Origin of the sequence: Pseudomonas sp. 31-12, assembly GCF_003151075.1 — a bacterium.
In the GTDB taxonomy this organism is placed as follows: domain Bacteria; phylum Pseudomonadota; class Gammaproteobacteria; order Pseudomonadales; family Pseudomonadaceae; genus Aquipseudomonas.
Genome location: NZ_CP029482.1, coordinates 4,620,645 through 4,635,764 on the forward strand (window position 1 = coordinate 4,620,645; position 15,120 = coordinate 4,635,764).

The following is a 15,120-nucleotide window of genomic DNA, read 5'->3' on the forward strand; positions in this document are numbered from 1 at the left end:
CGATGAATCCATCAAGTTGTTAACAGATGCTTGACTTCTCTTTTTGAATCAGTAACATACACGCCATTCCGCGATAGCTCAGTTGGTAGAGCAAGTGACTGTTAATCACTGGGTCCCTGGTTCGAGTCCAGGTCGTGGAGCCATACAAGGCTCCAGAGAAGGCTTTCAAAATCTCTGAAGCAACCGAAAAAACCCGCCTTTTTGGCGGGTTTTTTCGTTTTGGCGTTCTGTCGGGTTCCGGTAAGTACCAGCCATTTTAAGGGTGAGTTTGGCTTCGAGAGGAATTTGATCATGGCATTGGTCGGTAGACGGAATGGACGGAATTTTGGCTACGGCTGGCAATTGAGCTATGCCGGGCCATAGGCGTTGAAAGACCTGTTTGGCGGCTGGCATTACGGCACGGTCAAAGCGCACAGTGATCAGTGGCAAGCGGTAATCACTGAAGGCGGGATAACAGAAACAACTGTTGCGCTGAGTTCACTGCACGCTAGGTAAAAATCGCTACGGTCTGGCGTGCCCACAATCCGGCCATGCCTCAAACAACACCGTCTGCAATGACAGCGCTGCAGATAGCCCGCAAAACACCGTTCTTCCCTGAAGCCAGTTGGCCGGAGCCACGAAGGGCGCAGCGGGATCAAACTGCTGAGAAATCCGGGCCAACGAGCTCATATCGATTTTCCTTTTTGAGACGATCCAGGCACGCAGGTATCAAGCAACATGAGTGCTCGCTGCAAGCTCATGCGCGGGCTCGGGCTTGATCTTGAACCAGAGGGCGTACATCGCTGGCAGGAACACCAGGGTCAGCACGGTGCCGGCAAACGTACCGCCAATCAGGGTGTAGGCCAGCGTTCCCCAGAACACCGAATGGGTCAGCGGAATGAACGCCAGCATCGCCGCCAACGCCGTGAGAATCACTGGCCGTGCACGCTGCACAGTGGCTTCGACCACTGCGTCATAAGGCGACAGACCGGCTTGCTTATTAGAGTGAATCTGGCCAATGAGGATCAGCGTGTTGCGCATCAGAATCCCTGACAAGGCAATCAATCCCACCAAGGCGTTGATCCCGAACGGCTGCTGGAACAGCAGCAGAATTGGCACCACACCAATCAGACCCAAAGGCGCGGTGGCGAACACCATCATCATTGCCGACATTGAGCGCACCTGAATAATGATGGTCAGCAACATCAGCGCGATCATGATCGGGAACAACGGTAGCAATGCCTTGTTCGCTTTACCCGACTCCTCGATCGCGCCGGCAAACTCAATCCGGTAGCCCGCCGGCAGTTTTTCGATGATGGGCTGCAACTGCGTTATCAAGGCGTTGGAGACATCGGGAGGCTGAAGACCTTCAGCCACGTCACCGCGCACGGTTATCGTCGGCGTACGATCACGACGTCGCAGAATGGGCTCCTCCATGCGCACATCCACCGCCCCTACCTGGGACAGCGACACGCGCTGGCCTTGGACGCCGGTCAGCGTGAAGGCGGCAATTTTCGACGGATCCAGACGCGTCTCTCCCGCCGAGCGAGCGATCACCTGAACCGAACGAATGTCCTCACGCACCTCGGTGACAGGCACCCCCGTGAGCAGGAATTGCAGCTGTTGCGCGACATCGGTCGAGGTCAAGCCGAATGCTTGCAGGCGATCCTGATCCAGCGTGAGATGAAGTGCCGGCGCACGCTCACCCAAGTCGGTGTTGACGGTCCTCATCATGGGGCTGGCGGTCATGACCTCACGCACCTGCGCGGTGATATCCCGCAACACCGCGGGGTCGGCGCCCATCACCCGAAAGGCCACCGGATACGGTGAATAAGGACCAAATACCAACTGCGTCACCCGCACCCGAGCTTCAGGCGCCAAGCCATCGGCCGCCGCTTGTCTGAGGCGGAGCTTGAGCGCCTCACGCTCTTGCTGATTCGCCGTCAGGACGACGATTTTTGCGAAGGATGGATCGGGTAGCTCAGGGGCCATCGCCAAATAGAAGCGCGGCGCGCCTTGCCCAATGTAAGCGGTGACGATCTTGGCCTCCGGCTGCTGAGCCAACCACGCCTCGACTTTGGCCGCTGCCATATCAGTCTGTTCGATAGACGTGCCGTAAGGCATCTGCACCTCAACCAGCACCTCAGGCCGGTCGGACGTTGGAAAGAACTGCTTCTTGACCACGCCCATGCCCAAAATCGCAACAACAAACAAGCCCACGACGGATGTCGCCACCAGGCCTTTGCGGCGGATCACACTGCCCAGCAGACGCCTGAAACGCTGGTAGTTCGGTGTACCGTAAATCGCCGTATGCCCGCCTTCAGGCACCTTGATCTGCGGCAGCAGTTTGACGCCCAGGTAAGGTGTAAACACCACGGCCACCACCCAGGAAGTAATCAGCGCGATGCCAACGATCCAGAACATGTTCGCGGTGTACTCACCAGCGGTCGACTTGGCAAAACCGTTGGGCATAAAGCCGATCGCCGTCACCAACGTTCCCGACAACATCGGCGCGGCCGTGTGGCTCCAGGCATAAGCGGAGGCCTTGATACGGTCGTAGCCCTCCTCCATCTTCACCACCATCATTTCAATGGCAATGATTGCATCGTCTACCAGCAGTCCCAGCGCCAGAATCAACGAGCCCAAGGTAATTCGATCAAAGTCTTTGCCCGTGGCCGCCATGACAATGAACACGGCCGCCAGGGTCAGCGGCACCGCCGCGGCAACCACAACGCCGACACGCCAGCCCATGCTGAGAAAACACACCAGCAGCACCACGCCCAAGGCAGCAAAAAACTTCACCATGAACTCGTTGACGGAGGCGCCAATATTCACCGCCTGATCCGTGACCTTGGCCAGGCTCATGCCCAAAGGCATCTGCTCGTTGATCGCTGTGGCCTCAGCGTCCAGCGACCTCCCCAAATCCAGGCCGTTCCAGCCGTCGCGCATGACCACGCCGAGCAACAGTGCCGGCTCGCCGTTGTTGCGTACCAGGAACGTCGCGGGGTCCTCATAACCACGCTTGACCTCAGCCACATCGGACAACTTGAGGGTTCTGCCTTGCACCGTCAGTGGGGTATTACGAATCTTCTGCAGGTCATCAAACGCGCCATCCAGGCGGATGAAAACCTGTGGGCCCTTCGCTTCTACCGAACCTGCCGGGGTTATCATGTTTTGCGTGTTCAACGCACTGAAGATGTCTCGTGCGGAAATGCCCAGTGTCGCCAAACGCTCGTAGGACAGCTCGACAAAAATGCGCTCGGCCTGTTCACCGATGATGTTGACCTTCTTCACACCCGCCACATGCAGCAGACGCTGGCGCAAGCTCTCGGCTTCGCGCACCAACAGACGTTGGGGCTCGCCCTTGGCCTTGAGCGCATAGAGCGCGAAGGTGACATCGGAATACTCATCATTGACCATCGGGCCGATCACCCCAGACGGCAACCCCTTCTGCTCATCCAGGATTTTCTTGCGCGCCTGGTAAAACTCCTCCTGGACGGCTGAGGGCGGCGTGCTGTCGAGCAGGTACACCGTAGTGAATGCCAAGCCGGGCCGGGTAAAGGTCTCGGTCCGATCGTACCAACGCAGTTCCTGCATGCGTTTTTCCAGCTTTTCTACCACCTGGTCTTGCATCTCCTGGGCTGTCGCCCCAGGCCAGGCGGTGACCACCGTCATTTGTTTAATGGTGAATGCGGGATCTTCCGCACGCCCCAGTTTGAAGAAGGCGTACAACCCACCCACAGAAATCAGCAGGATCAAAAACAGGGTGATTGAGCGCTCGCGTACGGCCAGCGCCGAAAGATTGAAGCCGCTCATCGACTTACCTCAACCACTGAATTTTGCGGAGCATCGGCGAGTTCAGTCCTGACCTTCTCTCCCTCGCTCAGCAAGTGAGCACCCAATGCGACAACTCGATCACCCACCTGCAGACCCCCCATCACGCGCACGCTGGCCTCATTATTCAGGCCGCGAACCTTGATCGGGCGCCATGCCACCTGCTCAGTTTCCCCGCCCACCACCCAGACCCCCGGGCCTTTACCGGCGTCGTAGAGTGCCCCCATGGGCACCTGTAATTCCTTGGCATCAGCAACATCCGTGTCAGCGATAACCACTGATATCGTCGAACCCAGGGTGGCGTTGGAGAGTGCCCCCTCCAGCACATAACGCGCTTCAAACGTTCGGGTCTGTCGGTCGGCAGAGTCGGACAACTGGCGTAAACGCGCTTTACCTGCAGTCTGGTGCTGGCCGTATAGCTCAACCGTCGCCGCCGAGCCCAGCGCAGGACGTAGCGTCTCGGGTAACTGGATCACGGCCTCGCGCTGCCCTGAATGGGCAACGCGTACCACCACCTGCCCTGCGCCAACTACCTGCCCCGGCTCCGCCAAGGTATCCACTACCACCCCGTCAGCATCCGCCAGCAACGTCGAATAACCGATCGCGTTTATCGCCACATCAGCCTGGGCCTGGGCAGCGTTGAGTTGGGCTTTCGCCGAGTCGGCAGCTGCTTTGAACCCTGCGTAAGCTGAAGCAGATACCGCTCCGACGGACACCAGATCACGGTAGCGAAGCTCGTCATCGGAGGCCTGCCGAGCTCGGGCCATGGCGGCCAGTACCGCTTCCTGCTGTGCCCGCGCGGTCAGCGTCAGGTCGTTGGCATCGATCCGCATAAGTGGCTGCCCGCGCTTGACACTCTGTCCAGCATCCACCAAACGCTCCAAGACCTTCCCTGGCACCCGAAAACCGAGATCGCTCTGAACTCGGGCCGCGACGATACCGGTGAATACCCGTGCCGCAGGCGCGGAGGGTTGAACCACGCTGATGCGCACCAAGGGCACTTGAAGGCGAGGATCGGCAGGCGTGGCCTCGTTGCAGGCCGCTAGGGCAAACGGCAACAAGACAATGAAAATGAATGACAGGTGGTGGCGCTGGATCATAGAGACCTCTCAGTAGCGGATGCCCCATGCTTATTCAAGTGACCATTTATGTCAATAGTCACTACCGAGGCGAATGAACATCGCCCACTTGATCAGAGCAGAGCAAAGAGGCTCGATATCTAGTTTTTTCAGGTGCACGCGCTAATACGGATGCGCAGCGCATCCGTCAGCAGAGGTTTAAGGCATCAGGCTGCGCAGAACAAGATTGGAGATGAGAGAAGGGGCTTCTTCAACAAAATCGAGGTTGTACTGCAATAGCAGAGGATTGATGAAGGGCCGCAGAGCGAGATGAATCGCCTCTACCGTCTCGTCCAGCGGAGTCTTGCGTTCAAACTCACCGAGCTCTCGCCCCTCACGCACGATTTGCAACACAAAGTTCTTGATCTGAGCGTCATAGACTTGCGAGCTCGGCCAGCGCTCCGACGCGGAGAACGCTGCGATATCATAGAGTTTACGGTCGTTAAAGAACAGGCTCACACCTGTAGCGATTAGGGTTTTGACCAATCGCCGAAAACGCTCAGTCGGCGAGATGCCGTCTGCATTGATGGCCTGCTCCACAGCTGCAACGATTTCCGTCAGGCAATTTGTACAGATAGCGTTACCAATCGCCTGCTTGGATTCAAAGAACTTGTAGATGTAAGCCTTGGAAAAACCGATGGCCTTGGCTAGGTCAGAAACCGTTGTTTTGCCGTAACCGTACTGACTGAAATGCTCGTTGGCCGCCGCGACAATCTGGTCTCGGATGTCGTGATCGGCTGGGCCACGGGCGCTGGGCGAAGAAACGGATGGCTGATTCATGCGAGCAGCTTACTCATCCCAAAGGTGGTTGACAACTTGTGACCAAATTGTAACATCGTCACAACCCAACCCTTTCGCAGGTATCGCATGCACCCTCCTCCTCGTTTCGCCGTCTTACTGTGTTTGGGTATGGTTGCAGGTTGTGCAGTGGGCCCCGACTACTCAGAACCCAGTGTGGAATTGCCCGAGAATTTCTCGGCGCAAACGTCCAAAGCACGACAAGTGACCGCCGCAAATGCCGATCTCGCCGCTTGGTGGAACGCATTTAATGACCCGGTACTCAGTCAGCTGATAAATCGAGCACTTGAACAGAACCTCGATTTAGCCCAGGCAAGCGCAAGGATCGAGCAGGCTCGCGCCGGTTTGGGCGCAGCTAACGCAGCCCTCCTGCCGTCGGCTACCGTCAATGGTCAGGCGGCCCGAGCCCGTCAGTCGTTAGAGACGCCGTTGGGCCAAGTGCTGAATTCAGACCCTTCCTATAATCGTTACGGCAGTGCCTATGAGGCAAACTTGAATGCCGGCTGGGAGCTGGATGTGTTTGGCGGGCTACGCCGCAGCAAAGAGGCGGCCTCCGCCGATTATCAGGCCTCACAAGCCGGGGCGATTGCCACACGCCTGGCAGTGGTCGCGCAAACAGCCGACCTTTACATCAGCATCCGTGGCCTGCAAGCACGCCTGGAAATTGCCCGGCAGCAAGTAGACACACGACAACAACTGCTCACCACCATCGAACATCTCTACGCAAAAGGCCTGGCGGCTGAACTGCAGTTGAACCAGACCCAAGGCGCGCTGAACCAAGCGCAGGCCACCGTTCCGGTACTGCAAGCAGGCATTGACGCGGCAATGAATGCGCTGGATGTCATGTTGGGCAAGGCGCCCGGCACTTACAGCGCGCAGTTGACTAAGCCGGCGCCCATCCCTGATGTGCCAGGCCTCTCGGACATGGGCGCTCCGGCCGACCTGCTGCGTCGGCGTCCAGACTTGATCGTCGCGGAGCGCCGTCTTGCGGCATCCAGCGCGCGCATCGGCGAAGCCATTTCCGAGTACTACCCCAAACTGTCTGTGGCTGCTCTGCTCGGCAGTGCTACCTCGGTATCAAGCGCAAACCTATTCAGCAACAGCGCCAGTCAGGCTTCGGCGGCACTGGGTATACGCTGGAGGCTGTTCGATTTTGGCCGCATCAACGCTCAAATTGATTTGGCGAAGGGCCAAGAAGCCGAAGCCTTAGCCGCTTACCGCCAGTCCGTCCTGCGGGCCTGCGAAGATGTTGAAAGCGCTTTTTCGGCGCTGATCAACCGCGAGCAACAATCGACACAACTCGCCCAAGGCGAGTCGGCGTATGCGAAAGCCCGAGCGACGTCGTTTGTCGCTTATGAAAAAGGCGTGGTCAGCCTGATCGAAGTACTGGATGCCGATGAACACCTTTTAGCGGCATCTGATGGCAGAGCTCAGGCACAAACTGAATCGGCTCGCGCTGCAGTGGCCACGTTCAAAGCATTGGGAGGTGGCTGGCAGCGAGACGACTCAGATGCTCGCGTTGTCTCAAAAAGAGCGGGAACTCGAATGTTTTTTCCTGATCCAGGGATATCGAAAGAACTCCAATAAAATACGGGCTGGATTAGGATAATCGTAGGGATATGAATACCAAAAAAAAGAATAATTTCATTGTAAAACAAATGCTTATTTTTTCTGTTCGAGTCCAGGTCGTTGCCAGACAGCAATATCGAAAAGCCCCTGAATCGAAAGGTTCAGAGGCTTTTTTGTGGATCCTGGAAAAGCAAAAGGCCGATCTGTCTATTCAACAGATCGGCCTTTTTAGCAGGTGATGCCGTTAGACATGCTCACTGCTTTTCGCGTGAGCCGCACGATGCTCGCTCGAATCATGGGCTGCTTCCACCACCGGAATCTCATTCCCGTCGCAGTCACGCAGCTTGCCTTCGCTGAAGTAATCCCCTTCACGCAACGCCGCCAGGTCCTGGTAACGCAGCACCCGTTCCGTACCGGCGGCAAACACCGATTGCTGATCCGAGTTACCGGCGGTGAGGTGGTTGAAGGCCAGGTTCAGCACGATGGCCATGATCGCCGAGGAGCTGATGCCCGAGTGGAAGATGGTCGCGAACCAGCTTGGGAAGTGGTCGTAGAAATTCGGCGCGGCGATCGGGATCATGCCGAAGCCGATGGAGGTGGCGACGATGATCAGGTTGACGTTGTTGCGGTAATCAACCTTGGACAGCGTGCGAATGCCACTGGCCGCCACGGTGCCGAACAGCACGATGCCAGCGCCGCCGAGTACCGAGGTCGGTACTGCGGCGATGACCCGGCCCATGAACGGCAGCAGACCGAGAATCACCAGGAACAAGCCGCCGGTGGCGACCACGAAACGACTCTTGATGCCGGTCACGGCCACCAGCCCGACGTTCTGGGCGAAGGCGCTTTGGGTGAAGGAGCCGAAGATCGGCGCGATCATGCTCGACAGCATGTCGGCGCGCAGGCCGTTGCCCAGGCGTTTGGAGTCGACCTTGGTGTCGATGATTTCACCGACGGCGAGGATGTCCGCCGAGGTTTCCACCAGAGTCACCATGACCACGATGCACATCGACAGGATCGCGGCTAAATGGAAGGTCGGCACGCCGAAGTGGAACGGGGTCGGAAAGCCGAACATCGGGCCTTGCGTGACCGACGAGAAGTCCGCCATGCCGAGGAACACCGCGAGGATCGTGCCGATGACCATCGCCAGCAGGATCGACAAACGGGAGATGGTCGCGCTACCGATCTTGCTCAGCAGCAGCACCAACACCAGCGTCACCGCCGCCAGACCGATGTTGGCCATGCTGCCGAAGTCCGGGGCATGGCTATTGCCGCCCATGGCCCAGCGTGCAGCCACTGGCATCAGCGTCAGGCCGATGGTGGTGATCACGATGCCCGTCACCAGCGGCGGGAAGAACTTGGTGATTCGTGAGAAAACCGGCGTGATCAGTAACCCGATCAACGACGCGGCGATCACCGCCCCGAGAATCGACTGAAAGCCGCCCTCCCCGCCGCTGCTGACAATCGCCACCATCGTTGCGACGCCCGAGAACGACACGCCCTGTACCAGCGGCAACTGACACCCGAAAAACGGTAAACCGAGGGTCTGCAGCAATGTCGCCAAGCCCCCCGCAAACAATGAAGCAGCAATCAACAAACCGATGTCCGCCGGCGAAAGCCCGGCCGCCTGGCCGATGATCAAAGGCACCGCGACGATGCCGCCGTACATGGTCAGAACATGTTGCAGGCCGTAAGCCATATTCGCGCCGACCCCGAGGTTTTCGTCCTCAGGCCGTTGGTGTGAAACATGGGGCGTTTTCATGGTTGGGGGGTTCCCTGGTTTTTTGTTATGCGCACACTGTATGCAAGACTCAGGACAAATGTCTATAGAGTTGTATACAACTCATCAGTCAGATAATGGACATATGTCCATGCTGCCCTTTTGCCGCGCGGGTTCCCCTCCAAAAAATCTTGAAATACATCTACTCTCTATATGCATATTAAATATGCATAAATGCGCCTTTCGACATCTTGTCTCGAGGCCGTACCAATGAAAGACCAATACGATTTCAGCACCTCCGAACGTGGAGTGGTTGCCTCCAGCAAAGGCAAAACCCGGATTACCATCATGTTAGATGATGCCGTTATTGAGGCGGCTCGATCGCTGGCAGAAAGCGAGGGATACGGTTATCAGACGGTGATCAATAACGCCCTGCGTCAAACACTTCTAAGCCATAAAGGCTGTGTGGTGGGTGTCGGAAAAATCAAAAAAGGGATTACAGCCTCCGAGCTGAAAACGCTGGAGGACAAACTGCTCGAAGTCGCCAGCGATATCCACCGCATGATGGAACCTGAAATTTGACCCTGGCAACTTCGATATCCCTGACAGAGTCGCTCTGCACGGCACCTGATAGACTGCGCCGAGCCGGCCACTCTGTCGGTGTCGGACATGGATGCCTACCCCCTTGATCAGCGAATCGACACTCAGCCACCTTTGGCAGACCTTCATCCTGGCGTACCGCGCATTTCGCAATGTCGTGGCCGTGCAAGCATTCATCATTGCGTTGTATTTTGTTTGGGGTATGCCTGAGCTGACGGTAGCGCTCTGGATCTGGATCTGGCTCGGTGTTTTTGCATGTTTTATCGTCGGCGGAGTCTGGTTCGGAGCGTTGCCATTGGTCTTGGGCTTCACGCCTCTGTACGCCTGGATCAGCGCAAAGGGATATGCGAACTGGATTACCGGTCTATTGGCAGGATTGGCGATTGCCGGGGTCGTCTGTCTTCACCCAAAGCTGCGACTGCTCTGGTATTTCTGGATGGTCGATGGGGCGCTGGTCGGACTGCTTACTCACTGGGCCTGGCGGACAAACGCAATAGCGCAAACTGACGAACTCAGCCTGCGCCAGACATCATCACCGCCCTGAAAACAATCGAACAACTCAAGCTTTTGCCCAGAATCGACGGCAAGACGCCGACACGGGCATTTCAGGTTTCAGTCTGGTTCAATCAACCGCCCAAGCACCTGCCGCAACCCCGCATGCTCCGGCACGCGAATCCCGAACTCCCCCTCCAGCAACCCGATCAACTCCTCCACATTTGCCACCTGCCGCCGTTCGCTCTCGGCGCCCACCCGATGAATCGCAAAACTGCCATTGTTCAACGTGCGCCTCCAGCCATCCCCGGTACGCGCGACCATCAGTTGCTTGGCAAACGATGATTCCGGATGGGTCGAGACATACCAGTTGCCGACGGCGTAATCGATGTCTTCCTGGCGCTGCAGATCGAAGATGTACATCGGCCGCCACTCGCCGCCGACGTTGGCGCGCAGAGTGTAGCCGTCTGCATGGCGCTCGATGCGATACGGTTCGTGGGGCGTGGGTTGTGCCGCATCGGTGTCGAGCAGGAGCGGTGCGGTCGGCACCATGCCGCCGAAGCCGACGTCGGTGATGTAGCGCACGCCGTCCAGAGTGACCAGGCTCAAGCGGTGCGTGCGGGCAGTCCACGCACCTTCCGGCTGGCCCATCACCACCCGACCGGTGATGCCATGGGCGTCGAAGCCGAGCTCCTGAAGCAACATCAGAAACGCGTAGTTGAGTTCGTAGCAGTACCCGCCGCGCCCCTCGTGCAGGATTTTCTGTTCGATGGAGGGCAGGTCGATGCGTACCGGCTCGCCGGACAGCGTGGTGAGGTTTTCGAACGGGAAGGCCCCGGTATGGCGCAGCTGAAGTTGGCGCAGGGTGTCCAGGGTTGGCGCCGGGGGCGCGTCGAAACCCAGGCGTTGCAGGTATGACGCTCGGTTCGTCAGGCGTGGCTCGCTCATTGCTAGGTCCTTATGCATGGGGCCGCGGATCTCTCCGCCGATGGGCGCCATGTATAAGGGATAAAGCGGTTCGACTGACAATTGATTTAGCCAATCGCCCGCCACCCAAAGATCAACGCCGCTTGCGCGAACTCAAGCGAATCCACGTCGGCGCGTGATCGCTGGCGTGCGGTTCGTTGCGCACCCAGGCATCGACCCCGGCCTCATGCAGATAAGGACTCAGGCCTGAGTTGAGCAACAGATGATCAATGCGCAACCCCGAGTTTTTCTGCCAGTGCTGCCGGAAATAATCCCAGAAGGTGTAGAGCCGATCCTCCGGGTACAGATGACGCAGGGAATCGGTCCAGCCCTGATCCAGCAAGCGCTGGTAGCACTCGCGACTTTGCGGTTGCAGCAAGGCGTCCTTGAGCCACGAGCGCGGGTTGTAGATGTCGAGGTCGGTGGGTACCACGTTGTAGTCGCCGGCCAGCACCACCGGGTGTTCGCTGTTTTGCAGGTCCTTGGCATAAGCAATCAACCGCTCGAACCACGCCAATTTGTAGTCGAACTTAGGCCCCGGTTGCGGATTTCCGTTGGGCAAATACAGGCAGCCCACCAGAATTCCGTGCACCGCAGCCTCCAGGTAGCGGCTATGGGTGTCGGCGTCATCACCCGGCAGCCCGCGCCGGCTCTCCAAAGGTTGCGCATCACGGGCCAGAATCGCCACCCCGTTCCACGACGATTGACCTTGCCAGATGGCACCGTAGCCAATGGCCTCTAGCTCGGCGGCCGGAAACGCGCTGTCCACCGACTTGAGCTCCTGCAAGCAGGCAATGTCCGGCTTTTCGCGCTCAAGCCAGGCCAGCAGATTCGGCAGCCGGGCACGCATGCCGTTGACGTTGAAGGTGGCGATTTTCAGGTTTTTCATGGGCCGAGGCTCGCAACGGATGGACGGTATCCAGTTGTGACCGGGGTGCGTGATGGCAGTTGCCACGACAAACGAATCAGGCGACTAAAGGTCCCCCCATTACACCGGATGCTCGTCATGCGATGCCTTGAGCAATGGCAACAGCGCCTGATTTTCCATCGGTCGGCTGAGGTAAAAACCTTGCACTTCATGACACTCGTCTGAGATCAGGAAGTCCAGTTGCTCCAGCGTCTCGACGCCCTCTGCGGTCACGGTCAGTCCCATGGCCTTGCCCAGGTTGATGATCGCCTGCACGACCGCACGGTCGTTGCCGGTGCCGCTCATGGACGAGATGAAACGCTTGTCGATCTTGATCCCGTCGAACGGATACGTGCGCAGGTAACCCAGCGACGAATAACCGGTGCCGAAGTCGTCCATGTTCAGCCGCACACCCAGCTCCTTCAGCGAGTTCATGGTCGCGAGAGCGCCGTCGACGTCGTTGAGCATCACGTTTTCGGTGATTTCCAGCTCCAGTCGACTGGCCGGCAAACGGCTTTGGATCAATGCTTCCCTGACATCCTCCACCACGTCACTGCGCATGAACTGCACGGGCGACAGGTTGACCGACACCATCAGCTCACCCGGCCAGGTCAGCGCCGTCTCGCACGCTTCGCGCAGCACCCAGCGCCCCAAGGGCACGATCAGATCGGTCTGCTCGGCCAACGGAATGAACGAGTCAGGGCTCAGCAGCCCTTGCACCGGATGCTGCCAGCGCAGCAACGCTTCGACCGAGACGATCTGCTTGCCATCGACGTGATAACGCGGCTGATAGTGCATTACGAACTCGTTGTTCTTGATCGCCTGGCGCAGGTCGTTTTCCAGTTTGCGGCGATGCTGGATCTGATCGTTCATGTGCGGCGCAAAGTAGCACCAGGTTTTCTTGCCATCGGATTTGGCCTGATACAGCGCGATGTCGGCACAGCGGATCAGTTCCTCCGGCATATGCCCCTGACGCCGACTCAAGGCGATGCCGATGCTGGCGCCGATGTGCAGCGTGTGATGGTCATAATGAATCGGCTGCTGCAGGCTTTCGAGGATACGCTCGCAAATCCGGTCGATTTCCGTGTGGATGTCCATGCCATTGAGCACCAGCACAAACTCGTCACCGCCCAGGCGGGCGACCAGGTCAATGTCCCGCGTGCACTCACGCAAGCGGGTGGCCACTTCCAGCAACACCGCATCACCGGCCGGGTGGCCGAGGGAATCATTGATCGGCTTGAAGTTGTCCAGGTCGATCATCAACAACGTCAGCGGTGCCGAATGCTCCTTCAGCACCAACGCATCTTCGAGGTAACGCGCCAGTTTGTTGCGATTGGGCAGGCCGGTCAGCGCGTCGTGCAACGACAGATGCTGGATCTGCGCATGGGCGGCGACTTCATCGGTGATGTCACTGGCCGTTCCGCGATAACCCAGCACCGCGCCTTTGCTGTGGATCGGTCGTGCCGACACCCGACAGACACGTTGCTGTCCGGATTGATCGCGATAGGAACAGCGCAGGTGGCTGACGTTGTGTTCTTCGTTGAGCTTGTCCAGCCACAGTGACAACGGCGTGGTATCGCAATACAACAGCTGCTCGATGTCCTGCCCCAGCCATTGTTGATCGGAGAAACCGGTGACGGCGCCGAAGCGTCCTGACAGATACGTGATTCGGTGTTTGTCGTCGATTTCCCAGATCCAGTCGGAAGCAGCCTCGGCCACTGCACGAAAACGCTCTTCACTGGCCTCCAGCGCCTGATTCGACAGATCCAGATTGATGTAACTGGCGTCCACGTGCCTTGAGGTGCGCAATACATAACGAAAGAACCAAGCCGTCAGCAACGCCAGAATCAACAGCGCCCCGCCCAGTGGCGGCAGCAGTGACCAAAGCAATTGATGGCCTGGCTGCTCGAGCCGCGAGACCAGGCTGTAACCGGTACCCGTGAGTGCAACCGCAGGTTGACCGGGAGCCAGGGTGTTGTCGAGCGCGAGGCTCAAGTCATGTAAACCGTAATCGGCACTCAAGGCGCTGAGCTTTTCCGGACTCAATTGATCGACGAACATCAGCACCGAGGTGCTTTTGGGATCGACCGCAGGCCGTTCGTCGTTGGGCACGATCGCGGCAGCCGTCAACAGCGCGGGTTGGCCCTCGAACAACGTGAAGCGGCTGATGGGCACGAGCAGGCTTTCCTGCTCCTGAACCTCTTCGATCAATGCAGGCATCGATATCGAAAGGAGAGCCGCCGCGTCATCCTGCACCAGAAGGCCGCGCACCGTGGCGTATTTGCTCCGCTGGTGATCGACCACGAAGACACCGTCGTAATGGTCCATGGTGAACAAGGTTTTACCCATGTTCTGCTCGACGTAAGCCCACGTTACATCGACCTCACCGTTGAGATGGTCGTAGGCAGTGGTCCAGGTCGCATAACTGGCGACGTAGTTTTTCGAGGCTGAAATGCGGTTTTCCAGCGCACGCTGGGTGTAAAACGTGGTCTTGGCCAGGTCCTGGGCATCGAGCCGGCCGGCAATGCTGAACAAGGCAACGAGGGCGATCAGCACCCCTAATACAAATACCAGTCCGACGGACCAGACCAGGTTCCGTGTGATCGGTGTATGGCGCCCGGGGGCGGTGGTGGTCGTAGCGGTCAATTCCATGCATGGGATCCTGTCAATCGATTGCCTGATCGGGTGGATGACAGGCAAGCGTCCATTGACCATAGCAGTCATGGTCCTTCATGGCCCCACACTATTGCCAATCGACAGCCGCTACCCTGTAATGGCATGCATCACCCGCAACCTTTTTATGTCGAGAACCGAAATCGGCAGCAGCTGGATCTCTGCGCGCTGGCAGAAAACCTTCGTCAACACCGAGGCCAAATACCTGATGCTGCGTTACGCCTTCGAGGTGCTGGACTGCGTGCGAGTGCAATTCACCACCGACGAAAACAACCAGAAGTCGCGCAACGCGATCTTGCGGCTTGGCGCGCAACAGGAAGGCATCGTGCGCCACGAACGAATCATGCCGGATGGGCGCAAGCGTAACTCGGTACGGTTCAGCATCATTGATGAGGAGTGGCCGTTGGTGCGGGAAAATCTCGAGAAAAAACTGACCCGATACAACCTTCGCTGACGCCTCGAAC

The 15,120-nt window shown here is 58.1% G+C and carries 10 protein-coding genes, 1 tRNA gene and 2 pseudogenes; 6 read left to right on the forward strand and 7 right to left on the reverse strand.

Annotated features, from left to right (window positions below; translation table 11 throughout):
* Window positions 1-67 precede the first annotated feature (67 nt).
* Together DJ564_RS21880 and DJ564_RS21885 are read left to right on the forward strand one after the other, a co-directional pair.
* A tRNA-Asn gene (locus DJ564_RS21880) sits at window positions 68-143 on the forward strand.
* Window positions 144-291: 148 nt separating this feature from the next.
* Window positions 292-438, forward strand: a pseudogene (locus tag DJ564_RS21885) (integrase); the annotation flags it as partial.
* 270 nt (window positions 439-708) lie between these two features.
* Here the strand turns inward: DJ564_RS21885 and DJ564_RS21895 are convergent.
* From DJ564_RS21895 to DJ564_RS21905, 3 genes are all read right to left on the reverse strand, one after another.
* The gene (locus DJ564_RS21895) at window positions 709-3,795 is read right to left on the reverse strand and encodes an efflux RND transporter permease subunit (RefSeq protein ID WP_109633243.1); all 3,087 of its coding nucleotides are present in this window, start codon (window positions 3,793-3,795) and stop codon (window positions 709-711) included.
* A complete protein-coding gene (locus DJ564_RS21900; protein ID WP_109633244.1) occupies window positions 3,792-4,913 on the reverse strand; it encodes an efflux RND transporter periplasmic adaptor subunit in 1,122 nt (373 codons plus the stop codon). Before DJ564_RS21900 ends, DJ564_RS21895 begins: the two co-directional genes overlap by 4 nt.
* A gap of 177 nt (window positions 4,914-5,090) precedes the next feature.
* On the reverse strand, window positions 5,091-5,711 hold the full coding sequence (locus tag DJ564_RS21905; protein WP_109633246.1) for a TetR/AcrR family transcriptional regulator: 621 nt from the start codon (window positions 5,709-5,711) through the stop codon (window positions 5,091-5,093).
* Between the two features lie 87 nt (window positions 5,712-5,798).
* On the opposite strand from DJ564_RS21905, the gene DJ564_RS21910 reads away from it, so the two are divergent.
* A complete protein-coding gene (locus DJ564_RS21910) occupies window positions 5,799-7,316 on the forward strand; it encodes an efflux transporter outer membrane subunit (protein WP_109633248.1) in 1,518 nt (505 codons plus the stop codon).
* Window positions 7,317-7,542: 226 nt separating this feature from the next.
* Here DJ564_RS21910 and DJ564_RS21920 read toward each other — a convergent pair whose 3' ends face one another.
* Entirely contained in the window at window positions 7,543-9,060 is a 1,518-nt protein-coding gene (locus tag DJ564_RS21920) for a nucleobase:cation symporter-2 family protein (protein ID WP_109633252.1), read from the reverse strand.
* 228 nt (window positions 9,061-9,288) lie between these two features.
* Here DJ564_RS21920 and DJ564_RS21925 point away from each other — a divergent pair, with 228 nt between their 5' ends.
* Together DJ564_RS21925 and DJ564_RS21930 are read left to right on the forward strand one after the other, a co-directional pair.
* A complete protein-coding gene (locus tag DJ564_RS21925; RefSeq protein WP_109633254.1) occupies window positions 9,289-9,600 on the forward strand; it encodes a BrnA antitoxin family protein in 312 nt (103 codons plus the stop codon).
* A 103-nt stretch (window positions 9,601-9,703) separates the two neighbouring features.
* Window positions 9,704-10,162 carry a hypothetical protein gene (locus DJ564_RS21930; protein WP_256597446.1) on the forward strand — a complete coding sequence of 153 codons (459 nt, stop codon included), beginning with the start codon at window positions 9,704-9,706 and terminating at the stop codon, window positions 10,160-10,162.
* Between the two features lie 68 nt (window positions 10,163-10,230).
* On the opposite strand, the gene DJ564_RS21935 is transcribed toward DJ564_RS21930, so the two are convergent.
* From DJ564_RS21935 to DJ564_RS21945, 3 genes are all read right to left on the reverse strand, one after another.
* A complete protein-coding gene (locus tag DJ564_RS21935) occupies window positions 10,231-11,058 on the reverse strand; it encodes an arylamine N-acetyltransferase (RefSeq protein ID WP_109633258.1) in 828 nt (275 codons plus the stop codon).
* 112 nt (window positions 11,059-11,170) lie between these two features.
* Entirely contained in the window at window positions 11,171-11,965 is a 795-nt protein-coding gene (locus DJ564_RS21940; protein ID WP_109633260.1) for an exodeoxyribonuclease III, read from the reverse strand.
* A 99-nt stretch (window positions 11,966-12,064) separates the two neighbouring features.
* A complete protein-coding gene (locus DJ564_RS21945; RefSeq protein ID WP_109633262.1) occupies window positions 12,065-14,635 on the reverse strand; it encodes an EAL domain-containing protein in 2,571 nt (856 codons plus the stop codon).
* Window positions 14,636-14,789: 154 nt separating this feature from the next.
* Between DJ564_RS21945 and DJ564_RS21950 the strand changes: the two are divergent.
* Window positions 14,790-15,110, forward strand: a pseudogene (locus DJ564_RS21950) (GNAT family N-acetyltransferase); the annotation flags it as partial.
* Between the last annotated feature and the right edge of the window lie 10 nt (window positions 15,111-15,120).

Coding starts and splice junctions, on each gene's coding strand:
- DJ564_RS21905 (WP_109633246.1), bottom strand. CDS start 5,711: ATGAATCAGCCATCCGTTTCTTCGCCCAGCGCCCGTGGCCCAGCCGAT.
- DJ564_RS21940 (WP_109633260.1), bottom strand. CDS start 11,965: ATGAAAAACCTGAAAATCGCCACCTTCAACGTCAACGGCATGCGTGCC.
- DJ564_RS21920 (WP_109633252.1), bottom strand. CDS start 9,060: ATGAAAACGCCCCATGTTTCACACCAACGGCCTGAGGACGAAAACCTC.
- DJ564_RS21925 (WP_109633254.1), top strand. CDS start 9,289: ATGAAAGACCAATACGATTTCAGCACCTCCGAACGTGGAGTGGTTGCC.
- DJ564_RS21945 (WP_109633262.1), bottom strand. CDS start 14,635: ATGGAATTGACCGCTACGACCACCACCGCCCCCGGGCGCCATACACCG.
- DJ564_RS21910 (WP_109633248.1), top strand. CDS start 5,799: ATGCACCCTCCTCCTCGTTTCGCCGTCTTACTGTGTTTGGGTATGGTT.
- DJ564_RS21900 (WP_109633244.1), bottom strand. CDS start 4,913: ATGATCCAGCGCCACCACCTGTCATTCATTTTCATTGTCTTGTTGCCG.
- DJ564_RS21895 (WP_109633243.1), bottom strand. CDS start 3,795: ATGAGCGGCTTCAATCTTTCGGCGCTGGCCGTACGCGAGCGCTCAATC.
- DJ564_RS21935 (WP_109633258.1), bottom strand. CDS start 11,058: ATGAGCGAGCCACGCCTGACGAACCGAGCGTCATACCTGCAACGCCTG.